A 22,478-nucleotide genomic window follows, 5' to 3' on the forward strand; every position below is an offset into this window, starting at 1 on the left:
TCACACCTGCGCCGCACTGCCTGCGCAGGAGGATGTAGAGCGTCACGCACCGCATGCCAATGCAGAGCATTGGCATGATAGGCCGTTGGATTTGCGGTCGCTGTTACAACAGCTTATCCAGCGTGATCGGAAACTCGCGGATCCGCTTGCCGGTGGCGTGATAGATCGCGTTGGCGATCGCTGCCGGGACGCCCACGATGCCGATTTCACCGACGCCCTTGGAGCCCAGCGCGTTGACGATATCGTCGTGTTCTTCGACAAACAGCACGTCGATGTCGCCGATGTCAGCGTTCACCGGGATGTGGTACTCGGCCAGGCTGTGGTTCATCGGACGGCCCAGGTCGTGGTCAAGCATCGCCTCTTCCTGAAGCGCCATGCCCATACCCCAGACAACGCCACCCAGAATCTGACTGCGCGCCATTTTCGGGTTCACGACCCTGCCCGCTGCGACGGCACTGACCACACGATTGACCTTGATAGTGCCCAGATCCTCGTCAACCAGCACCTCAACGAACACCGCTGAGTGCGTCGCTGCCGCATAGGCTTCGCGCTTCTTGTCCGGCTCGGCGTCGACTTGCACCTCGATGACACCATGGGCCTGAGACGCTGCCAGTTCAGCCATCGATAGCGCCTGATCGCCTATGTGCAGCTTGCCCGCTTCGAAGCGAACCTGATCCGGCGTCACGGAAGCGAATTGTGGATGCTGCCCCTTGGCAACTTCCAGTACCTGACGCTGCAAAGCCTGACAGGCCTGTTGCACCGCAGTACCGACTGAAGAAACCGTGAACGAGCCACCCTGCAACGGCGCAGTCGGCAATGAAGAATCACCCAGCAGGAAGCTGACATTATCCACTTCGATACCCGACGATTCTGCAGCGATCTGCGTCATGACGGTATAAGTGCCGGTGCCGATGTCGGTGGTAGCACTACTGACCACCAGCTTGCCGTCACCTTGCAGACGCGCCTTGGCGCTGGCCTTCATCTGCATGGCCTCCCAGACACCGCCGGCCATGCCCCAGCCGACCAGTTGACGGCCCTGGCGCATGCTGCGTGGCTCAGGGTTACGGCTGGACCAGCCAAAGCGTTCGGCACCCTGGGCGTAGCATTCGCGCAATTCCTTGCTCGAATACGGCTTGTCTTCGTTACCGTTGCGCTCGGCGTAGTTGGTCAGACGCAGGCGCACCGGGTCGATGGCCAAGGCGTAAGCCAGCTCGTCCATGGCGCATTCCAGGCCGATCATGCCCAGGGCAGCACCTGGCGCACGCATGTCGAGCGGCGTGAACACATCCAGCGGCACCAGCTTATAGGTCAATTTCACGTTGTCGCAGTGATAGAGCATGCCGCTCCATTCCACCACGTGTTCGCTGAAATCTTCGAAGCGTGAAGTCTGCCCGATGGCCTCATGACCGACCGCCAGCAAACGGCCGTTGGCAGCCGCACCCAGACGCAGACGCTGAATGGTGCGCGGGCGATAACCGAAGGTGAACATCTGCTGCCGGGTCAGCGTCAGGCGCACGGAGCGCTTGAGGTGCAATGCAGCCATCACCGCCAGCGGCAACTGATATTGCGGGCGCAGGCCGGAGCCGAAGGCACCACCGACAAAGGCGGCCAGCACACGGACCTTGTCCTTTTCCAGGCCAAAGACCTTGTGCAGGTAGTCCTGACAGTTTTGCGTACCCTGCGTCTTGTCGTGAATCTGCAAGCTGCCGTCGGCCTGATACAGGACGGTCGACGCGTGCGGCTCCATTGGGTTGTGGTATTCGCTGGGCGTGCTGTATGTCACGTCCACACTCAGCGCAGAGCTGGCCAGTTCACCCTCAAAGTTGCCACGCGGCGGCGGCAATTCGGCAGGCGCGTCATAAGCGGTGTCGAGCATGGCCTGCAGATCGGTCTGGTGCTCCTGCTGCTCGTATTCGATACGCACCAACGAGCCCGCATGCCGCGCCAGCTCCAGCGTATCGGCAACGACCAGCGCGAGCGGTTGGCCGCTGTACATCACGTTGTCGTTGTAGAAAGGACGAAACGGCGACCCGTCAGCCGAATCGGCGTCCTCATAGTTTTCGTCGTAGCTGGCCAGCGAAGGACGATTGGTGTGGTCAATGACCGCGACCACACCCGGCACCTTCATTGCCTCGCTCGTATCGATGCTGGCGACGCGCCCGTTGGCGATGGTGCTGGAGACCACGCTGCCGTACAGCAACCCTTCTTCAGGGTATTCACCGGCGTAACGTGCGCCACCGGTCACTTTCAATCGGCCGTCGACGCGGTCCACAGGCTTGCCCATTGGCGAAAATGGCTGGTTCATTGGGCGCTCCCTCCTGTTGCGGCATCGCTCAAGGCACGAATGATCGCGCGGCGGGCCAGTCTGACCTTGAAACCGTTGTGCTCCAGAGGCTGAGCATCTTCCAGCATGGCGTCTGCGGCAGCGGCGAAGTTCTCGCGGGTGACCGGCTTGCCGATCAGCAGCGCTTCGACCGCCTTGTCGCGCCATGGCTTGTGCGCGACACCGCCCAACGCCAGACGCACGTCGCGAATCACCTCGCCGTCCAGTTCGATGGCGGCAGCCACCGATATCAGGGCAAACGCGTAGGACGCACGGTCGCGGATTTTCAGATAAGCGTTGTGGCTGACAAAGCCGTTTGCAGGCAGCTCGACAGCAATGATCAACTCATCGTCGGCCAACTGATTGTCACGCTGCGGCGCATCACCCGGCAGGCGGTGGAAATCCGCGAACTCGATGGTGCGACGACCGGCACGTCCCTGGACATGCACCACCGCTTCCAGCGCAGCCAGGGCCACGCACATGTCGGAAGGGTGAGTCGCGACGCAATCTTCGCTGGCACCGAGAATCGCGTGAATGCGATTCACGCCGGTGCGCGCCGGGCAGCCGCTGCCCGGTTCGCGCTTGTTGCACGGCACGCCGGTGTCATAGAAGTAATAGCAGCGGGTGCGTTGCAGCAGGTTGCCGCCAGTGCTGGCCATGTTGCGCAACTGCGGCGACGCACCGGCCAGCACCGCTTTGCTCAGCAGCGGGTAACGCGCTTCGATCAACGGGTGATAGGCCAGGTCGGCGTTGCTGACCAACGCACCGATCATCAGACCGCCCGAGGCGGTTTCAGTGACATCCCTTAAAGGCAGGCCGGTGATGTCGATCAGGTGCTCGGGCGTGGCGACGTTTTCTTTCATCAGGTCGAGCAGGTTGGTGCCGCCCGCAATAAAGCGCGTGGCCGGGCCGCTCAGGTTGACCGCTGCGGTGATGTCGGTCGGCTTGCTGTAGGTAAACGGATTCATGCGTTCACCTCCGGCTTCGGCGCCGCATTGTGGAACTGTGGCAACGCCTCTTCGACGGCGGCGAGAATATTGCTGTAGGCACCGCAGCGGCACAGGTTACCGCTCATCAGTTCCTGAATCTCGGCACGCGTGCTGGCGCGACCTTCATTGGCAAGCCCGACAGCCGAGCAGATCTGCCCGGGCGTGCAGTAGCCGCACTGGAACGCATCGTTCTTGATGAACGCCTGCTGCATGGGGTGCAACTGGTCGCCATCGGCCAGGCCTTCAATGGTGGTCAGCTCGGCGCCGTCACACATGATCGCCAGCGTCAGGCAGGCATTGATGCGCGTGCCGTCGCGCAGTACGGTACATGCACCGCACTGGCCGTGGTCGCAGCCTTTCTTGGTGCCGACCAGATCGAGCTGATCGCGCAGCAGGTCAAGCAAGGTGGTCCAGGGCAGCACATCCAGTTGGCGGAGCTGTCCGTTCAGGGTCAGAGAAATCGCGTGGGTGGCGAAGTCCTGGGGGTTCGGGGTCGTTGCACTCATGGAAACCTCACGGTAGGCGGTCGCTTAGCGCACTTTTTATGCGTCTTAAGGGGTGGGACTTCGCGAGGTTTGCAACGTTCAGGCTTTCTTGATGAGCGTACTTGTCATCGAAAGGCCGTCATCCACAGGCAGCCATCCCGCCAAGCTGCTGGTATGATGCGCGGCTTTTTCCGAGCCGCAAAAATCAAACGGGCTGCCCTGCAGTCTGTGCTTTGCTGCTGGAGTCGATCATTCACGACGCGCGCCGCGTCACGGAGAGCCAGACATGCTGGAAAGGCTGTTTCAACTCAAGGCACACAACACCAACGTGCGGACCGAGATTCTTGCGGGCGTCACGACTTTCCTGGCGATGGCTTACATCCTGTTCGTCAACCCGAGCATCCTCGGCGAAACCGGCATGGACAAGGGCGCCGTGTTCGTCGCCACCTGCCTGGCAGCGGCCATCGGCTCGACGGTCATGGGCCTGATCGCCAACTACCCGATCGCCCTGGCACCGGGCATGGGTTTGAACGCCTTCTTTACCTACACCGTGGTCCTGCACATGGGTCACAGCTGGCAGGTGGCGCTGGGCGCGGTGTTCATTTCAGCGGTGATGTTCTTCATCCTGTCGATCTTCCGGATCCGTGAATGGATCATCAACAGCATTCCCCTGCCCCTGCGCTCGGCGATTGCAGCCGGTATCGGCCTGTTTCTGGCGCTGATCGCCCTGCGTAACGCCGGTATCGTGGTCAGCAACCCGGCGACCATGGTCGGCATGGGCGATCTCAAACAGCCAGCCCCGGTACTGGCGACGCTGGGATTCTTTTTGATCGTGGCCCTGGATTACCTCAAAGTGCGCGGCGCCGTGCTGATCGGCATCCTCGCGGTCACCCTGGTGTCCATCGCCCTGGGCTTTTCGCCGTTTGGCGGTGTGGTGTCGATGCCGCCTTCGCTGGCACCCACGTTCATGCAACTGGACATCATGGGTGCGCTGGACGTCGGTCTGGTCAGCATCATCTTTGCCTTCCTGTTCGTCGATATCTTCGACAACTCCGGCACCCTCATCGGCGTGGCCAAACGCGCCGGGCTGATGGGCAAGGACGGGCACATGCCGAAGATGGGCCGTGCGCTGATCGCCGACAGTACTGCCGCAATGGCCGGTTCCCTGCTGGGCACCTCGACCACCACCAGCTACATCGAGTCGGCTGCAGGCGTGAGTGCGGGTGGCCGCACAGGTCTGACCGCCGTAGTGGTCGCCGTGCTGTTCCTGCTGGCGCTGTTCTTCGCCCCGCTGGCCGGCAGCGTGCCGGCCTTCGCGACCGCACCCGCGCTGCTGTTCGTCGCCGTATTGATGGCGTCCGGCATGGCGGAAATCGACTGGGATGACATCACAGTCGCAGCGCCAGTAGTCATCACTGCCCTGGCCATGCCATTCACCTACTCCATTGCCAACGGCATCGCCTTTGGCTTCATTTCCTGGACCGCGATCAAACTGCTGTCGGGACGCTGGCGCGAGCTGAATTCCGCGCTGGTGATCCTGTCGATCCTGTTCGTGATCAAGCTGGGGTGGTTCAACGCATGAGTGTTCCCTTCGACCCTGCGAGCTACGACCGTCAGCTCGAAGAAAAAACCGTCCGCCTGCGCGAGTTGCTGGCGCCGTTCGATGCACCCGAGCCGCAGGTGTTCGACTCGCCACGCGAACACTATCGGCTGCGCGCCGAGTTCCGCCTGTGGCGCGAAGACCAGAAGCGCTACTACGCGATGTTCGCGCCGGGCGACAACAGGACGCCGATCCTGCTCGAAGGCTTGCCGATCGCCAGCGACCGCATCAACGCGCTGATGCCGGTGCTGCGCGAACGCTGGGAAGCCAGCCCGACGTTGAACCACAAGCTGTTTCAGGTGGACTTTCTGACCACGCTGGCAGGCGACGCGATGATTACCCTGTGTTATCACCGCCCGCTGGACGCCGAATGGCAGGCCGCAGCCGAACAATTGGCTGCCGAACTGGACGTCAGCCTGATTGGCCGCTCCAAGGGTCAGAAGCTGGTCATCGGTCATGATTACGTGACCGAGAAGCTCGACGTGGCTGGCCGCACGTTCAGCTACCGGCAACCGGAAGGCGCTTTCACCCAGCCCAACGGCACGGTGAACGGCAAGATGCTCAACTGGGCCTTCGACGCGCTGGGCGAGCGGCAGGACGACCTGCTGGAGCTGTATTGCGGCAATGGCAACTTCACCCTGCCGCTGGCCCCCCGCGTGCGCAAGGTGCTGGCGACCGAAATCAGCAAGACCTCGGTCAACGCGGCGCTGAGCAACCTGGATGACAACGGCGTGGACAACGTCACGCTGGTGCGCCTGTCAGCCGAAGAACTGACCGAAGCCCTGAATGAAGTGCGCCCGTTCCGTCGTCTGCACGGCGTGGACTTGAAGAGCTACGATTTCGGCAGCGTGTTCGTCGACCCGCCCCGCGCCGGCATGGACCCGGACACCTGCGAACTGACCCGGCGCTTCGAACGCATTCTGTACATTTCCTGCAACCCGGAAACCCTGGCCGCCAACATCGCCCAACTGCACGACACCCACCGGGTCGAGCGCTGCGCGCTGTTCGATCAGTTTCCGTACACCCACCACATGGAATCGGGCGTGCTGCTGGTTCGCCGTTGAAGCTCCCCGGACGCCACTATCGTGCGACGCTCCGCGTCGCATGCCGTTCTGGACGCTCTGCGTCCTATCCTGAACAGGCGGCGCGGCGCAGATCTGCGACGTGGAGCGTCACCCAAGGCATTCCCAAGCTGGACCGTGAGGAACGATTATCTCGACTATCGTGCGACGCTCCGCGTCGCATGCCGCTCTGGGCGCTCTGCGTCCTATCCTGAACAGGCGGCGCGACGCAGATCTGTGACGCGGAGCGTCACCCAAGGCATTCCCAAGCTGGAGCGTGAGGAACGATAATCTCGACTATCGTGCGGCGCTCTGCGTCGCATGCCGTTCCGGACGCTCCGCGTCCTATCCTGTACATGCGGCGCGGCGCAGATTCTTTCATACCCGTCACGGCGAAACTGTCAGAATATTTATTAGCTTCCTATCGATACGCTGGGGTATAAACCAAAAACCTGAATCAGCTGCTTCGATGGGATCCTTTTTCTTGAGCTCCGAGTCTTCCGCGCCTTCTGCCCCGGTCAAGTTGTCCAGCCAGCCCGGTTTCGTCAGTTTTATCCTCTCGCGTCTGATGGCGGTGTTTGCCATGCAGATTCAGGCGGTGGTCTTTGCCTGGCAGGTGTATGACATGACCCGCGAGCCGATGGCGCTGGCGTATGTGGGCCTTGCTCAGTTCATTCCCATGTTGCTGCTGTTGATGCCTGCCGGGGATCTGATCGACCGCTACAACCGCAAGATCATCCTGATGCTCAGCTGGGGGGTGCAGGCGATTTGTGGCGTCATTCTGCTGGTGTTCTCGGTGCTGAAGCTGCAAGACCTGCGGCTGATCTATGGCGCGCTGATGCTGTATGGCTGCGCCCGCGCCTTTACCGGTCCGGCGCTGCAAAGCCTGTTGCCGCAGATTGTCCCGCGCGACCAGCTGCCCTCGGCCATCGCCACCAACAGCGTGATTATGCGCTGCTCGACTGTCGGTGGCCCGCTGATCGGTGGCTATCTGTACTGGCTGGGCGGCGCAGAGCTGACGTATTCGGTCTGCGTCGCAGCCTTCATTGCCGGCATCCTGTTTCTGTCCCCCGTGGCAACGCCCTTTGCCGGTAAACCGGTGGAACTGGGCTCCAGCGCCTGGGGCCGCTTCACCGCAGGTATCGCCTTCATTCGCTCGCGGCCAATCATCCTTGGCACCATTTCGCTGGACCTGTTCGCCGTGCTGCTCGGCGGCGTGGTGGCGCTGCTGCCGATCTACGCCCATGAAGTGCTGCACCTCGGACCGCAAGGGCTGGGCATGCTGCGGGCGTCGATGAGCCTGGGAGAACTGGGCGTGGGCATTTACCTGAGCATGCGCCCGCTGCAGCGCAACGTCGGCATGACCATGTTTCTCGCCGTCGGCCTGTTCGGCGTAGCGAATCTGGTGTTTGCACTGTCGACACTGTTCTGGCTGTCATGCCTGGCCCTGCTGATCGCGGGCGCGGCGGACATGGTCAGCGTGTTCATTCGTTCGGCGCTGGTGCAGTTCTCGACGCCGGACAACATGCGCGGCCGGGTCAATGCCGTGAACATGCTGTTTATTGGCTCCTCCAACGAGCTGGGCGAGTTCCGCGCAGGCACCAGTGCCTCGCTGGTCGGCGCCATCCCTGCCGCAATCATGGGTGGCGTCTGCACGCTGGGCGTGGTCGGTGCCTGGATGACGGGCTTCAAATCGTTGCGCCAGGTCGACCGTTTTGCCGACGCCTCGCCGCCGGACATGCTCAACGCGCAGACCGTCAAACAAGCCTGACAGCGGCGGATTTCAGCAAAACACAGCCACGGTACAGCTTGCGCGAACCAATCAGCCCCGGCGCACCTCTATACCCTCGCATTCTGCACACGACGCTGGCCGGAACACGCCGGACTGGCGTATTCGCGTATCAGCAGCGACACTCATTGCACGAAAAGAAGAGGGATCCGACATGCTCTGGAAAAAAGGCCGACGCAGCGACAACGTAGTCGATGCGCGCGATGGCGGCAGCAGTGGTGGCGGCGGCGGTGGCATGCGCATCGGCGGCAAGGGCCTGGGGCTGGGCGGCATCGTCATCATCGTCGCCATCGGCCTGCTCACCGGTCAGGACCCGATGCAGATTCTCGGGCAACTGACCGGGCAAGTAACCGAGCAAAGCGCTCCACCCAGCGCGCAGACGCGTGAAGCGCCGCCGGCCAACGACCAGCAGGCCGAATTCGTGCGCAGCATCCTTGGCGATACCGAGGACACCTGGCGTGCCGTGTTCGCCCAGAATGGTCGCGAATACAAGGACCCTACGCTGGTGCTGTTCAGCGGCCAGGTGAACTCGGCCTGCGGTCGCGCGACCTCGGCAACCGGTCCGTTCTATTGCCCGGCTGACCAGCAGGTCTATCTGGACATGGACTTCTTCCGTGAAATGGCCCAGCGCTTTTCCGCCGCTGGCGACTTCGCTCAGGCTTACGTGATCGCTCACGAAGTCGGGCACCATGTGCAGACCCTGCTGGGCATTTCCGCCAAGGTCGACAAGGCTCGCCAGGCCGGGCAGAAAATGGAAGGTGCCAACGGTTTACTGGTCCGCCAGGAGCTGCAGGCGGACTGCTTTGCCGGTGTTTGGGCGTACAACGCACAAAATCGTTTGAACTGGCTCGAGCCGGGTGATATTGAAGAAGCATTGAACGCGGCCAACGCTATCGGCGATGATCGCTTGCAACAGCAAAGCAGTGGTCGAGTCGCTCCGGACTCCTTCACTCACGGCACGTCTGCACAGCGTGTACGCTGGTTCAAGGCAGGCTTTGCCCAAGGTCAAATCAATCAATGCGATACGTTCGCCGCCAAGAGTCTCTGAGCACATGATTAAACCGCTTCTGGTCCTGTTGTTGAGCACTGCCTTCGTGAGCCTCGGGGCGCATGCCGAGGATCAAGCGGTCAATTCCATCAGCCCGGATCGCCTCGCCATCAATGGCGCTGAGGCGACTCTGGGGTTGAGCCAGGAGTGGGTACACCCCAAACCGAAGATCGAGCGCGTGGTGATCGTCCTGCACGGTCGCCTGCGCAATGCGCAAACCTACCTGCGCAGCATCGAACGTGCGGCCAACCAGTCCAGAGAGCGCAGCAAGACCCTGCTGATCGCCCCGCAATTTCTGGATGAAAAGGATATCGTCGCGCACCACCTGCCGGACTCTATCCTGCGCTGGCGCCAGAACAGCTGGATGGAAGGTGCAACCTCCACCGATCCCAAGCCGGTCAGCTCGTTTCTGGTGCTGGACCACATCCTCAAGCGCCTGAGCGACAGCAAGCTGTTTCCCAACCTGAAGGAAATCGTCATTGCCGGGCACTCCGGTGGTGCCCAGGTGGTCCAGCGCTACGCGATGATCGGCGGCAAGGAAGACGCCTTGCTGCAACGTGAAGGCGTGAAGCTGCGCTACGTGATCGCCAATCCGTCGTCCTACGCTTATTTCGACGCGGAACGGCCTGAGCCGGTAACCGCGCAGAGCTGCCCGAACTTCAACGACTGGAAATACGGCCTCAACAAGATGCCGTTCTACTCGGGCAAGGAAAAGCCGGCTGACATCGAGAAGAATTACGTGAAGCGCGACATCACTTACCTGATGGGCGAGCTGGACACCGACCGCAACCACCCGGCGCTGGACAAGACCTGTGCCGCCGAGGCGCAAGGTCCCTACCGCCTGATTCGCGGACAGAACTACTTCAACTATCTGCAGAAGCGTCACCCGGAAGGGCTGAACCAGCGTCTGGTGATCGTGCCGAAAGTCGGCCACAACGGCGACGGGATCTTCACTTCACCGGAAGGTCAGGCGGTGCTGTTCAAGCCGTTTTGAGTGATAGGGATATAACTATCGTCCCCACGCTCCGCGTGCAACGCCACATACAAGTCCGCTTTTGATTCTGGCCGGAGGCCGTGGGAGCGAACTTGTTCGCGAAAGGGTCAACATAGTCGTCGAAAATGCATCGACTGAAATACCGTCTTCGCGAGCAATGCGGATCGCCGCCCCGGTCGCTCCCACAAAGACTTGTGGATAACGGTGAGCGCTCCGCATTGGCACGGTAGGCAGCTCAGATCACCTCAGCATCCCGCGCAGCACTGTGCAATCCTCCGCATGCCAGTCAGTCAGCTCCGGCCAGGGGTTGTCCTTCAGGTTGACCAGAACAGTCTTGGCGCCCGCCGCACGGCCGCAGTTCAGGTCATGCATGTAGTCGCCGATCATGACCATCTGCTTCGGCTCGACACTCCAGCGAGTGGCCAGTTTCAGCAAACCTGCAGGGTCCGGTTTGGGGGTCGCCTCGTCGCGGCCCAGGACATCCTCGACGGCAAAGCAGTCATCCAGGCCGATAGCCTTCAAGGTGATATACGCCAGCTCCTGGGCGTTACGGGTGAGTATGCCCAGTCGATAACCGCGCGCCGATAACTCGCGAACCAGCTCGACCGCGCCCTCGGCAGGCTGCGAAGCCAGCGCCAGCTCGCGTTCATGCTCCAGCAGCCAGGCGTGCTTGGCCGCCGATTCCTCAGCAGGCAACGCAGCAAGATGCCCGAGAATGTCATCGTCCTGAGGGATGCCCAATTCACGTTTGATGGCCGGGAAGTCGTGGATAGGGACGGTCAAGGTACCGTCCATGTCGAACACCCAGTGCCGTATACCTTCGAGTGTCATGCCCAATCCTTACGATGGCGGATCAGCCCTTCCTGACTGACCGATGCGACCAGTTGCCCGGCGCGGTTGAAGATACTGCCGCGCGAGAAGCCGCGCGAGTTGCCTGCCCAGGGGCTGTCCATCGCGTAGAGCAGCCAGTCATCGGTGCGCAGGTCGTTGTGAAACCACAGCGAATGGTCAAGGCTGGCAACCTGCATATCGCGCTGCCAGACCGTCTTGCCATGTGGCAGTAGCGACGTGGTCAGCAAGTTGAAGTCGGAGGCATAGGCGAGCATGTAACGATGCAGTGCCTGCACGTCCGGGAGGCTGCCATCGGCGCGGAACCACACGTACTTCACAGGCTCGCCGGGCTTGGGATCGTACGGATCCTCGGAGGTCACCGGACGGAACTGGATCGGTTTGGGACGCAGAAACTTGTCGTGCATCGCTTCAGGGATCAGGTGTGCGCGGCGGGTCAGCAACTCGAGCTCGGACGGCAGGTTTTCCGGACCGACAATCTGCGGCATCGGTGCCTGATGCTCGAAGCCCTCTTCATCGTACTGAAACGACGCGCTGCAAGTGAAGATCGGCTTGCCCTTCTGGATGGCAGTGACGCGGCGCGTGCTGAAACTGCCGCCGTCACGTACGCGATCCACCTGATAGACCACCGGCAAACCGGCATCGCCGGGACGCAGAAAGTAGCCGTGCAGCGAGTGAACATGACGGTCCTCTTCAACCGTCTGACTGGCGGCAGACAGCGACTGACCCAGCACCTGACCACCAAACAACTGGCGAAAGCCCAGATCCTGGCTGTGCCCACGGAACAGGTTTTCTTCAATGGCTTCCAGCGTCAGCAGCTCAACCAGATCATCCAGCACTTGGCTCATTCTCATTCCTCTCATACATCGACTTTGCACTGGTACGGCAACGGCAGTCGCTGCATTTTCCGACAGGCCTCAAGCCCATCCCACTGGAATGGAATGATACAGATTTAAAATGGTTGGCTTAATTCAATCTACACCCTGATCAAGGCTTCAGCGTCTTGAGCCACTGCTCATGACTGATCCGGTACAGCACGTGCGGCTTGAGCGGGTGGCCGTCCTCCAGATTGGGGTGATCGAAGTTGCCGGACTCATCCTGCTGCATACCGATTGCCTGCATGACCTTTTGCGACGGCTGATTATTGACCGCGGTAAACGACACGATCTCCTTCAGCTCCAGGCGTTCGAAACCACAGCCCAGCGCGGTCCAGGCCACCTCGCTGGCAAAGCCCAGGCCCCAGTGGTCATAAGCCAGCCGCCAACCGATTTCCACAGCGGGCGTAAAAGGTGCCTTGAAACCCACGACATGCAGCCCGGTAAAACCGATGAATTCGCCGGTATCCTTGCGCTCCAGCGCCCAGAACCCGAAGCCCAGCTCGGCAAAATGACCACGCAACCGTCCGATCATGGCAGCACTTTCAAGACGGCTCAGGGGTTGAGGAAAATAGCGCATGACACGAAGGTCCGCACACATGTCGGCGAACGCTGGCAAGTCATCGTCACGCCACTGCCGCATCAGCAGTCGGGCGCTATCAAGCTTGAGTATCGGTTCCATCGATTCCCCCGTGTAACGAGACATGAGTGGGCGTCAGTGCGGGTATCCACTGCGCCACACAACTGGGCGTGCGGATACTTTACTGGCACTATCGGGCTTCGGCCCTTCAACGGACGCAAAATGTCCCTACCGCTTATCTACCACGAAGACTACAGCCCGGATTTCCCGGCGGATCATCGCTTCCCGATGGACAAGTTTCGTTTGTTGCGCGATTACTTGATCGACAGCGGCCTGACCAGTGACGTTCAATTAATGCGTCCCGAGTTGTGCCCGGCGGACATTCTGGCGCTGGCTCACGATCCTTCCTACATTAACCGCTACCTTGACGGCGATCTGTCGCGCGAAGACCAGCGACGTCTCGGGCTGCCGTGGAGCGAGGCTCTGGCACGCCGAACCATCCGTGCGGTGGGCGGCTCACTGCTGACTGCCGAGCAGGCTCTCAAGCATGGTCTGGCCTGCCATCTGGCGGGCGGCACCCACCATGCGCACTATGACTACCCGGCGGGTTTCTGCATTTTCAATGACCTGGCGGTGATCAGTCAGTTCCTGCTGCAAAGCGGCCGCGTGGACAAGGTGCTGATCTTCGACTGCGATGTGCATCAGGGTGACGGCACGGCGCGCATTCTGGCTGATACCGAGGACGCCATTACCGTCTCGCTGCACTGCGAAAAGAACTTTCCGGCACGCAAGGCGCAGAGCGACTGGGACATCCCGCTGCCGATGGGCATGGGCGACGCCGATTACCTCAACGTGGTCGACGACCTGCTCAACTACCTGCTGCCGTTCTACAAGCCGGACCTGGTGCTGTATGACGCAGGGGTCGATGTCCACAAGGATGATGCGCTGGGTTATCTGCAGCTCACCGACCAGGGGCTGGCCAATCGCGACGAAGCGGTGCTGCGTCATTGTCTGGGCCGCGACATTCCGGTCATGGGCGTGATTGGCGGTGGCTACAGCAAGGACCGCCGGGCACTGGCAAGACGCCACGGGATTCTCCACCACAGTGCACAACGGGTCTGGAACGACATGGGCTTGTGACCCCGCTCGGTACTTCGCTTGAGTCGCAGGCCATGACGTGCGCCACACCTTGAAAGAGCGCTCGGGTAGAATGCCCCACCCCTCTGCTATCGATATTTCGCTGACCATGACCGACCTCGCCCCCTCCGCTGCCCGAACCGTCGCCATCATCGGAGGCGGCCCTGCCGGGTTGATGGCAGCAGAAGTATTGAGCCAGGCCGGGCTGAAGGTCGATCTGTACGACGCCATGCCGTCGGTTGGGCGCAAGTTTCTGCTCGCCGGGGTGGGCGGTATGAATATCACCCACTCCGAGCCCTACCCGGCGTTTCTGGCGCGCTATGCCGAACGTTCGCCGATGATCGCACCGCTGTTGCGCGGCTTTGACGCTGATGCCCTGTGCCAGTGGATTCATGCGCTGGGTATCGAGACCTTTGTCGGCAGCTCGGGGCGCGTGTTTCCCACAGACATGAAAGCCGCCCCCCTGCTACGCGCCTGGCTCAAGCGGCTGCGTGATGCGGGTGTCACGATTCACACGCGGCATCGCTGGTTAGGCTGGAAGGCTGATGGCAGCCTGCGCATCACTCATGCTGACGATGAACTGGCAATCAAACCTGCAGCCACGTTGCTGGCGCTGGGCGGTGCCAGTTGGGCGCGGCTGGGGTCTGACGGGGCCTGGCTGCCATGGCTGCAAGCACAGCAGGTCGAGGTTGCGCCTTTGCAGGCCGCCAACTGTGGTTTCGAGGTGAGCGCCTGGAGCGACCTGCTGCGCGACAAGTTTGCCGGTGCGCCGCTGAAGAATATTGCGATGGGCCTGCATGGCCACGCTCTGCGCCTGGGCGAATGCGTGCTGACTGCGACGGGTGTCGAAGGCAGCCTGGTGTATGCGCTGTCGGCGCAGATTCGTGAACAAATCAACCTGCACGGCTCAGCGGTTGTGGATATCGATCTGCTGCCCGGCAAAACGCTGTCGGACATTCACAAAGCCCTGAGCAAACCGCGCGGCTCGCGCTCGATGTCCAAGCATTTGCACAGCCAATTGGGGCTGGACGGCGCGAAGGCAGCGCTGCTGCGCGAGCTTGCGCCTCGTGAAGCGTTTGCCGATCCGCTGTTGCTGAGCGAGGCGATCAAGGCGTTGCCACTGCCCCTGATCAAACCACGCCCCATCGATGAGGCCATCAGCACCGCAGGGGGCGTCACCTTCGAGGCCATGGACGAACGTCTGATGCTCAGGCAATTGCCAGGCGTATTCTGCGCCGGTGAAATGCTCGACTGGGAAGCGCCAACCGGCGGCTACCTGCTGACCGCCTGCTTCGCCAGCGGCCGCGCTGCGGGGTTGGGGATGGTGGAGTGGCTGAACTCACAGTGATTCCTGTGCGTATGCTCTGCGCTCAGCGTTATACATAAATCCTTCTGTGGGAGTGAGCTTGCTCACGAAGACGATGGTCCTGCCGCCCTACTTCCAAAGTCTGTCATGACCTCTTAGGGAGCAAGCGAAGCGTCGCCCGGCTCGCTCTCACATGTGTATATCAAGGCTTCTTCTTGCGCGGGCCGGTGTTGAAAACCGGGACCTTGCGTACCGGTTTGACCACCGGCGCAGGCTCGAACTCGCCGCTGTCGACCCATTTACCCAGGTTGCGCTTGCTGCCCGACACTTTGGGTTTTTTTGGTTTCTTGGGCTTTTTCAGGATCTGGCCGCTGGCATCCGTACTCGGCACGCGATGCTCCGGTTCGAAGTCCTGCTCTTCCTTGCGCTCCAGGGTCTGGCGGGTCAGCACTTCGATGGCTGACAGCAACTCGACCTCATCGGCACACACCAGCGAAATCGCCTCGCCCGTCAGCCCCGCACGGCCGGTGCGGCCAATACGGTGAATGTAATCCTCGGCCACGATCGGCAGGTCCAGGTTGACCACAGTCGGCAAGTCATCGATGTCCAGACCGCGCGCAGCCACGTCGGTGGCCACCAGAATCTTCACTTCGTTGCTCTTGAAGCGGTCCAGCGCACGCTGGCGGGTGGCCTGCGGCTTGTCGCCGTGAATACCGTCGGCGTTCATACCCAGCGCCTGCAAGCGATCCACCAGTTGATCGACGCCAACCCGGGTCTTGGCGAACACCAGCACCTGCCCCCAGCGATGTTTCTTCATCAGATGGATGAACAGATCCGCCTTGCGTTTCTTGTCGACGGTCACGACCCATTGCTTGACCGAAGACGCCGCGACGTTGCGCGGGCTGACTTCGATGGTCAGCGGGTCATTGAGCATCTGCGCGGCCAGCAGACGAATCTCGTCGGAGAACGTCGCAGAGAACAGCAAGGTCTGGCGCTGCTTGGGCAGCACGGCATAGATACCGCGCAATTCCTCGGCAAAGCCCAGGTCGAGCATACGGTCAGCTTCATCGAGGATCAGCGTCTGCAACTGGGAGAACTTGACCGCGTTCTGGCGATGCAGATCGAGCAAGCGACCGGGGGTCGCGACCAGCACGTCCACGCCCCTGCGCAGCTTCATCATCTGCGGGTTGATGCTCACGCCGCCGTAAGCCGCGTAGGTGGTCAGCGGCAGGTGCTCGGCGTACTGACGAATACTTTCGTGAACCTGATCGGCCAGCTCGCGGGTCGGCGCCAGCACCAGCGCGCGAATTGAGTTGGGAGCGACTTTCGGGCCTTCCATGGTCAGCCGTTGCAGCAGCGGCAGAGCAAAACCTGCGGTCTTGCCGGTGCCGGTCTGCGCAACTGCCATCAGATCGCGGCCCGCCAGTACCGGAGGAATTGCCTGGGTCTGTACAGGCGTCGGAGTCTGGTAACCGAGCGCTTCGAGGGCGCGCAGCAAGGGTTCGATCAGGCCGAGAGAGGCGAATGTCATGGTAATACCGTAGGAAAGATTCAACGCAAGGCGCGCAGTTTAACCTGTCCGGCGCGCCTCGGTTAGCTTGTGCGTGTCGATACGACCTCTTGCGGCGGCAACCTGCGCCATTGCGGCAGGCCAATCAGCACGACGGCGCTGATGATCACCACCATGGCCATGCACTCTTCGACACCGATCGTTTCGCCAGCGAACACCACGCCGAGCATCACTGCCACGGCCGGGTTGACGTAGGCGTAGCTGGTCGCCGCAGCCGGGCGCACGTTCTTGAGCAAGTACATATAAGCGCTGAACGCGACGATAGAGCCGAACACCACCAGATACAGCAGCGCACCCCAGCCCGCCGCCGTCGGCATATGCGCCAGACGCTCGCCACTCAAGGCACTGCCGGCCAGCAGCGTCGCTCCCGCCGTGATCATTTCCGCCGCACTGGCCATCGGGCCTTTCGGCAACGGCAGGTGCTTGCTCAGCACCGAACCGAACGCCCAGGCTGCGGCGGCAAAGATCACCACGGCGGCGCCATAAGGGCTGGCCTGCAAATTGGAGCCGAGGTTCAGCAGGCCGATGCCGATCAGGCCCAGCACGATGCCCGCCCACTCAAGGTTAGTGGTGCGATTGCCCCAGAACAGGCCGAACAGCAGGGTAAACAGCGGCATGGTCGCCACCGCCAGTGCTGCAACGCCTGATGCAACGCCTGCGTGTTCAGCCAGGGTCACACCGCCGTTACCGCAGGCCAGCAACAGGAAGCCGATCACGAACGCGGCTTTCCACTCGCGCCAGGTCGGCGCAGGCACGCCGCGAAACCGCAGAAAGCCATACATCAGGCAGCCGGCAATCAGAAAGCGCACACCCGCCATCATCAACGGTGGCCATGACTCCACACCAATGCGGATCACCAGATAGGTAGAACCCCAGATCAGGTACAAGGCTAGAAAGGCACCGATGAGCAAAGGTGAAACACGAACGGACTGAGGCATGGCAAGGCCCTGGGATCATTGTTATGGTTGACCTATTGTATGAAGGCCCAAGGCAGATATTAAGCAGACAAACCTGTTTAAACCGCGCTGAAACTTACGATTCAATGCTTGTAAGACCTGCTTTCCTTTTATTTTAAAATTGCCTACCGCACGGTACGAGGCACGCCATGACCCTGGATAAATACGATCGGATTCTGCTCGATGAGCTGCTGAAAAATGGCCGGGCGTCTTTTGCGCAGTTGGCGAAGCTGGTCAATCTGTCCGCGCCCGCCGTGGCCGAGCGGGTCGCCAAGCTGGAGGCCAGTGGTGTGATTACCGGCTACGAAGCGAAGGTTGACCTGTCGAAAGTCGGCTTGCCGATTCAGTGCCTGATCGAGTTGCGCATGGGCAGTCACGGCAATCAGCAGGCGTACAAGGAACTGTGGAAAATCCCCGAACTGATCCAGTGCTACCGGGTGACGGGCGACCCGTGTGTGATCATGCGCGCGGCGGTCGATTCGATGCCGCACCTGGAAGACCTGATCAACCGGATCGCCAAGTTTGGCTTCAGCAAGACATCAATCGTGCTGTCGACAGCCGTGGAACGCAGCTTGCCGGCCGATTACTTGATCAGCAACGGCAAGCAGGAGCACTGACCGTTCAGACGCCGCGCTGACGCTTCAGCGTTTCGTTGATCTTCGCGGCGGGGACTTTCTGCAGGGAGCACAGCATCTGGTGAGAAATGGCAGAGATGCCGTGGGTCTGGCGCAATTCGTTGGTCAAGTGCACGGTCAGGTTGGCCGCCATTTCCGCATCGGCCATCGCCCGGTGAGCCTTGCCGGTGTCGGGCAGGCGCGCATAGCGGGTCAACGTGCCGAGCTTGTGGTTCGGTGCGCCCGGCATCAGACGTCGGGCCAGCAGCAGTGAACAGGCAAAGCTCTGTTCGCGCGTGCGCTGGATACGTGACAGCTCGTAATCCCAGAACTTCTGGTCGAACGAGGCGTTGTGCGCCACCAGCGGTGTCGAGCCGACGAAATCCGCCACATCGCCCATCACCCGCTCGGCGCTGGGGGCGGTACGAATCATGTTGTTGCTGATGCCGGTCAACCCTTCGATGAACGCAGGAATACGCACGCCGGCATTCATCAAGCTCTGAAAACGCTCGACGATACGCCCCTGCTCCATGATCACCACCGCAATCTCGGTCGCCCGGCAGCTATGGCCTGGGGAGATACCGGTGGTTTCAAAGTCGATGACTGCAATACGTTCCAACACTGGCCTGGCCCTGTAAATTCATTTCAACAACAACGCGCCTTCGATCGGCACGTAACGGCTGGCGGCGCGGATCAACGAATTCGCGGTCAGCCCCGGTACGCCGTAGGCGACGGCCTCGACCCCATGCTTGCTGATCACGCGTTCGAGCAACATGTCGAAATCGCCATCACCCGACGCCAGCACGATTTCGTCCACTTGCGGCGCGAAATCCATAATATCGATGGTGATGCCGACATCCCAGTCCCCTTTGGCCGAACCGTCGCTGCGCTGGATGTACGGCTTGAGCCTGACCGTGAACCCCAGATTGCGCAGGATCTGTTGGAACTGCTGTTGCTTGCTGTCGCCACGATCAATGGCATACGCAAACGCGTGAACGATCTCGCCGCGCTTGCTGATATCCGCCCACAAGGCGGCGTAATTGAAATGACAGCCATGCGCCTGGCGCACGGTGTAATACAGGTTCTGCACGTCGGCGAACACCGCGATCTTCTTCACCGCAATTCCTCATGGCGGGCAACATGCCCACGGGTTACAGCGATCCGGAACGTGAATCGGCGCCCAGTATGCCAGTTTGAGGAAGGAATTGAGGGATGGATCGGTATCGGCCGCTGCGAGGCCCGCGCGGCATGGCACAGATTATCGTTCCCACGCTCCAGCGCTCATCGTTATACACAAGTCTGCTCTTGATTCTGGCCGCAGGCCGTGGGAGCGAGCTTGCTCGCGAAGAGGCCGGTAACCCCTGAAAATGGAGCATCTGTACCATCGTATTCGTGAGCAACGCGGATCGCCGCCCCCGACCTGCGGGCAGAAGCCCGAAAGTCACGCTTTTCGGGCTCTTGGAGATTTGTGCATAACGATGAGCGCTGGAACGTGAAGAACGACCGTCACGTCTTCAAACGAACGAATCATCGTCCGAGAACATGTCACCACCATCGTCGAAACTGTCGTCAGCCGTGTACTGCTGATCCGGCTGTCCCCAACCGCCCTGATCATTGAACGAGCCGGTGTCCTGAGCCTGTGGCGCGTCGTGAATGACCTCGACGATCTCCTGCGGCTGGCTGTGGTGGCTGAACATGCTGCTGATGCCCTCTGCCAGCAGCACACCGCCCGCTACACCGGCCGCGGTCTTCAGCGCCCCGCCAAGAAAGCCGCTGCCGGCAGCCGGAGCAGGCGCGGCATAACCGCCCTGTGGCGCTGCGGGCGCAGGTGCAGGATTGAAACCACCACCATCACGCCAGCCGCCACTGGAAGGCTGGCTCGGTTGCGGCTGCGAGGCGCGCGGTGCGCTGCTGCCAAAGATACTCGACAAAAACCCGCCACTCGCTGGCGCGGACGAGGACTGCCCCCTGGCCTGCTGAAGCTCGGCCTGCAACTGCTGAATCTGCTCATCACGCTGTTTTACCTGCTGATTGAGCTGATTGACGGCTGCTTCCTGAACCAGAATCGCCTGCGTCATGTAGTACGGCGCAGCGGGCTGGCGGGTCAAATGCTCCTTGATACGCGCCTCGGCCGCAGCATCTCGCGGGGCGGATGCCGTTTCAGCGTCTTTCAGTTTCGAGAAAAGACCATCAATCAGGGTTTGCTCTTCGCTGTTCATGACCACCTCACTGAGTTGCCACTGGAATTCTTCCCTGCCGCAATAGCAGGACCATGTGCAGAAAATGGGGCCTCATCGACGCGCTTCAATGACATGAAGAAAAAGATAACAAGCCGTGCGCCGAAAACCACTGCGCTTGGTTAGACAGGGGGCATGGGCTAAAGTGTGCGCCTGCTTTTAGCCTGCGATCTATCTCCATGAACCCGTTGAACATCATCCAGGATTCGCTTTATTTCTTTCGGCGTAATCTGGGCAGCATCGCGCTGCTGTGCCTGCCTGTCGTGATCCTTGAAGTGCTGGCCAAACAAGCGCTGGGCAGCGCCATGTCCGCCGACACTTCGCCTGCCTATGCATTGGTGATCGGATTGTTCTTCTACCCTGTCTATACAGCCGCGCTGATCCTGTTTCTCGACGCACGCAGCCGTGGCGAGGACGTACACACCCGCGATGTACTGGCCATGGCCGTGCGCCTGTGGCCGACCTTCGCCGTGCTGTCGGCCATGAGCACCCTGCTGATCATGTTCGGCCTCTCACTGTTTGTGGTACCCGGCATCTGGGTAATGATCAAACTGGCGTTCAGCGAATACCTGCTGGTTCTGCGCAAACTCACGCCGTTCATGGCCATGCGCGAAAGCATGCAGATGACCACCGGACACTTCACGCGCATTCTGGTGTGCGTACTGAGCGTCTACATTCCCCTGTGGCTGCTCGAGGGCGCCAGCCTGTACCTGTTTCCGGAACCGCAAAGCGCAGCGGTTTCCGTGATCACCGACAGCATCGGCAGCTTCCTGCAACTGTTCACCACCATCGTGACGTTCCGCCTGTTCATGCTGATCAGCGAACCCGCACACCGCGCCTGAAGCAAAGGCTGACGTCAGGTGCGTCGATTCGGTATGCTCAATGCCGAATCCCTCACTGAGCGCCAGGCGCTCCAAGTCGAGCCGATGCCCCGTTTACTGCTACGTCTGACCCTGTACGGCTTGCTGCTGGTCGCCGTATTGCTGTTACTGGTTTTCCAACTGACCTGGCGCCCTCCAGCCCGTGAGTTACTCACGGCGAGCTGCAACCCAGCGGTCGAGGCACCGAAGCTGGTGCCGGGGCAAGCGCTGAAAGTCATGACCTGGAACATCCAGTACCTGGCGGGTAAACGCTATGTGTTCTGGTACGACATGGCCGACGGCAGCGGCCCGGACGAACGCCCGACCCATGAAGACCTTGCCTACAATCTGGATGAAGTGGCGCGGGTCATCCGTGACGAACAACCCGACATCGTGCTGCTGCAAGGCGTCGACGATGGCGCCAAGAACTCCGATTATCAGGATCAACTGGCGCTGATCAAGGAGCGTGTCGCGGACCTCTACCCGTGCAGCACGCAGGCGTTCTACTGGAAGGCAGAGTTCGTACCCAACCCGCATATCTGGGGCAGCGTCGGCAGAAAACTCGCGACCCTCAGCCGCTTCCACATCGACAGCGCCGAACGTATACAACTGCCGGTGCCCGACGCCAACATCATCAGCCGTCAGTTCCAGCCAAAAGATGCCTTGCTGGTCAGCTACCTGCCCTTGCGTGACGGCGGCAAACTGGCCGTCATCAACACCAGCCTGACCACCGCCAGACACGCCGGCGACACCGCACCAAAACAGGTCGCGGCCACTGAAACGCAGCTGGACAAGCTGGAAAGCGGCGGCACGCCCTGGCTGATCGGCGGCGACTTCAACCTGCTGCCGCTGGGCCAATACCAGCGCCTCCCCGAGGAGCAACGCCTCGGCTACGCCGCCGACAGCGAACTGCACGCGCTGTGGGAGAAATACCCGATGATCCCCGACAACGCCGAATCCAGCGGCATCGACCGCAGCAAATGGCTGACGCACTTCCCCAACGACAGCCGCATCAACGGGCCGGACCGGACGGTGGATTACCTGTTTTACAGCCCGAGTTTGAAGCGAGTGAGTGCGAGGGTGCGCAGGGATGACACGTTGTTGATCTCTGATCACTTGCCGGTGATCGGGCGGTTTTTGTTGCCGGTTTTGCCTTGAGGGAGCGAGCAGCATTCAGGTTTCAATACTCTGGCTGGCCACCAAAC

Annotated in this window: 21 protein-coding genes; 10 read left to right on the forward strand and 11 right to left on the reverse strand. The window is 61.1% G+C overall.

Features of this window, described 5'->3' with window-relative positions; translation table 11 throughout:
- Positions 1 to 103: 103 nt before the first annotated feature.
- Genes BLR16_RS07680 through BLR16_RS07690 form a run of 3 tightly spaced genes read right to left on the reverse strand, consistent with a single transcriptional unit; the run spans position 104 to position 3,818 of the window.
- Positions 104 to 2,305, reverse strand: coding sequence for a xanthine dehydrogenase family protein molybdopterin-binding subunit (locus BLR16_RS07680; RefSeq protein ID WP_074805184.1), 2,202 nt, complete (start codon positions 2,303 to 2,305; stop codon positions 104 to 106).
- Positions 2,302 to 3,291 carry an FAD binding domain-containing protein gene (locus BLR16_RS07685; protein ID WP_044309423.1) on the reverse strand — a complete coding sequence of 330 codons (990 nt, stop codon included), beginning with the start codon at positions 3,289 to 3,291 and terminating at the stop codon, positions 2,302 to 2,304. Before BLR16_RS07685 ends, BLR16_RS07680 begins: the two co-directional genes overlap by 4 nt.
- Entirely contained in the window at positions 3,288 to 3,818 is a 531-nt protein-coding gene (locus tag BLR16_RS07690) for a (2Fe-2S)-binding protein (protein ID WP_003368718.1), read from the reverse strand. The genes BLR16_RS07685 and BLR16_RS07690 overlap by 4 nt, the downstream gene beginning before the upstream one ends.
- A 265-nt stretch (positions 3,819 to 4,083) precedes the next feature.
- On the opposite strand from BLR16_RS07690, the gene BLR16_RS07695 reads away from it, so the two are divergent.
- The 5 genes from BLR16_RS07695 (at position 4,084) to BLR16_RS07720 (ending at position 10,289) form a co-directional block, all read left to right on the forward strand.
- The gene (locus tag BLR16_RS07695) at positions 4,084 to 5,379 is read left to right on the forward strand and encodes an NCS2 family permease (RefSeq protein WP_003368719.1); all 1,296 of its coding nucleotides are present in this window, start codon (positions 4,084 to 4,086) and stop codon (positions 5,377 to 5,379) included.
- Positions 5,376 to 6,461, forward strand: a complete 1,086-nt coding sequence (trmA, locus tag BLR16_RS07700) for a tRNA (uridine(54)-C5)-methyltransferase TrmA (RefSeq protein ID WP_092194192.1) — start codon at positions 5,376 to 5,378, stop codon at positions 6,459 to 6,461. The genes BLR16_RS07695 and trmA overlap by 4 nt, the downstream gene beginning before the upstream one ends.
- 481 nt (positions 6,462 to 6,942) lie before the next feature.
- Positions 6,943 to 8,229: an MFS transporter gene (locus BLR16_RS07710; protein WP_161437888.1), complete on the forward strand. Its 1,287-nt coding sequence runs from the start codon at positions 6,943 to 6,945 to the stop codon at positions 8,227 to 8,229.
- 172 nt (positions 8,230 to 8,401) lie between these two features.
- Complete coding sequence (locus tag BLR16_RS07715) at positions 8,402 to 9,295, forward strand: KPN_02809 family neutral zinc metallopeptidase (RefSeq protein WP_003431644.1); 894 nt, start codon at positions 8,402 to 8,404, stop codon at positions 9,293 to 9,295.
- Positions 9,296 to 9,299: 4 nt separating this feature from the next.
- Positions 9,300 to 10,289, forward strand: a complete 990-nt coding sequence (locus BLR16_RS07720; protein ID WP_003368723.1) for a hypothetical protein — start codon at positions 9,300 to 9,302, stop codon at positions 10,287 to 10,289.
- 240 nt (positions 10,290 to 10,529) lie between these two features.
- Here BLR16_RS07720 and BLR16_RS07725 read toward each other — a convergent pair whose 3' ends face one another.
- The 3 genes from BLR16_RS07725 to BLR16_RS07735 form a co-directional block, all read right to left on the reverse strand.
- A complete protein-coding gene (locus tag BLR16_RS07725) occupies positions 10,530 to 11,120 on the reverse strand; it encodes an HAD family hydrolase (RefSeq protein WP_003431646.1) in 591 nt (196 codons plus the stop codon).
- Positions 11,117 to 11,986 (reverse strand): acyl-CoA thioesterase II, encoded by an 870-nt coding sequence (gene tesB / locus BLR16_RS07730; RefSeq protein ID WP_003368725.1) that lies wholly within the window; start codon positions 11,984 to 11,986, stop codon positions 11,117 to 11,119. The genes BLR16_RS07725 and tesB overlap by 4 nt, the downstream gene beginning before the upstream one ends.
- A gap of 139 nt (positions 11,987 to 12,125) precedes the next feature.
- Positions 12,126 to 12,695: a GNAT family N-acetyltransferase gene (locus BLR16_RS07735; protein ID WP_092194196.1), complete on the reverse strand. Its 570-nt coding sequence runs from the start codon at positions 12,693 to 12,695 to the stop codon at positions 12,126 to 12,128.
- A 120-nt stretch (positions 12,696 to 12,815) separates the two neighbouring features.
- Here BLR16_RS07735 and BLR16_RS07740 point away from each other — a divergent pair, with 120 nt between their 5' ends.
- Together BLR16_RS07740 and BLR16_RS07745 are read left to right on the forward strand one after the other, a co-directional pair.
- On the forward strand, positions 12,816 to 13,733 hold the full coding sequence (locus BLR16_RS07740) for a histone deacetylase family protein (RefSeq protein WP_054081982.1): 918 nt from the start codon (positions 12,816 to 12,818) through the stop codon (positions 13,731 to 13,733).
- 106 nt (positions 13,734 to 13,839) lie between these two features.
- Positions 13,840 to 15,078 carry a TIGR03862 family flavoprotein gene (locus BLR16_RS07745; protein ID WP_175469382.1) on the forward strand — a complete coding sequence of 413 codons (1,239 nt, stop codon included), beginning with the start codon at positions 13,840 to 13,842 and terminating at the stop codon, positions 15,076 to 15,078.
- Positions 15,079 to 15,238: 160 nt separating this feature from the next.
- Here the strand turns inward: BLR16_RS07745 and BLR16_RS07750 are convergent, their stop codons facing one another.
- On the reverse strand, positions 15,239 to 16,567 hold the full coding sequence (locus tag BLR16_RS07750; RefSeq protein WP_074805191.1) for an RNA helicase RhlE1: 1,329 nt from the start codon (positions 16,565 to 16,567) through the stop codon (positions 15,239 to 15,241).
- Positions 16,568 to 16,629: 62 nt separating this feature from the next.
- On the reverse strand, positions 16,630 to 17,544 hold the full coding sequence (gene yedA / locus BLR16_RS07755; RefSeq protein ID WP_074805194.1) for a drug/metabolite exporter YedA: 915 nt from the start codon (positions 17,542 to 17,544) through the stop codon (positions 16,630 to 16,632).
- 167 nt (positions 17,545 to 17,711) lie between these two features.
- Between yedA and BLR16_RS07760 the strand changes: the two genes are divergently transcribed.
- On the forward strand, positions 17,712 to 18,179 hold the full coding sequence (locus BLR16_RS07760; protein WP_003431650.1) for an Lrp/AsnC family transcriptional regulator: 468 nt from the start codon (positions 17,712 to 17,714) through the stop codon (positions 18,177 to 18,179).
- A 4-nt stretch (positions 18,180 to 18,183) separates the two neighbouring features.
- On the opposite strand, the gene BLR16_RS07765 is transcribed toward BLR16_RS07760, so the two are convergent.
- The 3 genes from BLR16_RS07765 to BLR16_RS07775 all read right to left on the reverse strand — a co-directional run bounded on the left by BLR16_RS07765 (position 18,184) and on the right by BLR16_RS07775 (position 20,395).
- Positions 18,184 to 18,795 (reverse strand): 3'-5' exonuclease, encoded by a 612-nt coding sequence (locus BLR16_RS07765; RefSeq protein WP_003431651.1) that lies wholly within the window; start codon positions 18,793 to 18,795, stop codon positions 18,184 to 18,186.
- A gap of 21 nt (positions 18,796 to 18,816) precedes the next feature.
- Entirely contained in the window at positions 18,817 to 19,293 is a 477-nt protein-coding gene (locus BLR16_RS07770) for an NYN domain-containing protein (RefSeq protein ID WP_003313837.1), read from the reverse strand.
- 397 nt (positions 19,294 to 19,690) lie between these two features.
- The gene (locus tag BLR16_RS07775; RefSeq protein WP_044309419.1) at positions 19,691 to 20,395 is read right to left on the reverse strand and encodes a DUF2076 domain-containing protein; all 705 of its coding nucleotides are present in this window, start codon (positions 20,393 to 20,395) and stop codon (positions 19,691 to 19,693) included.
- A 197-nt stretch (positions 20,396 to 20,592) separates the two neighbouring features.
- On the opposite strand from BLR16_RS07775, the gene BLR16_RS07780 reads away from it, so the two are divergent.
- On the forward strand, positions 20,593 to 21,255 hold the full coding sequence (locus BLR16_RS07780) for a YciC family protein (protein ID WP_003368738.1): 663 nt from the start codon (positions 20,593 to 20,595) through the stop codon (positions 21,253 to 21,255).
- 33 nt (positions 21,256 to 21,288) lie between these two features.
- Positions 21,289 to 22,431 carry an endonuclease/exonuclease/phosphatase family protein gene (locus BLR16_RS07785; protein WP_074805200.1) on the forward strand — a complete coding sequence of 381 codons (1,143 nt, stop codon included), beginning with the start codon at positions 21,289 to 21,291 and terminating at the stop codon, positions 22,429 to 22,431.
- Positions 22,432 to 22,478 lie beyond the last annotated feature (47 nt).

Origin of the sequence: Pseudomonas sp. BS3767 (assembly GCF_900099665.1) — a bacterium.
Classification (GTDB): Bacteria; Pseudomonadota; Gammaproteobacteria; order Pseudomonadales; family Pseudomonadaceae; genus Aquipseudomonas; species Aquipseudomonas cerasi.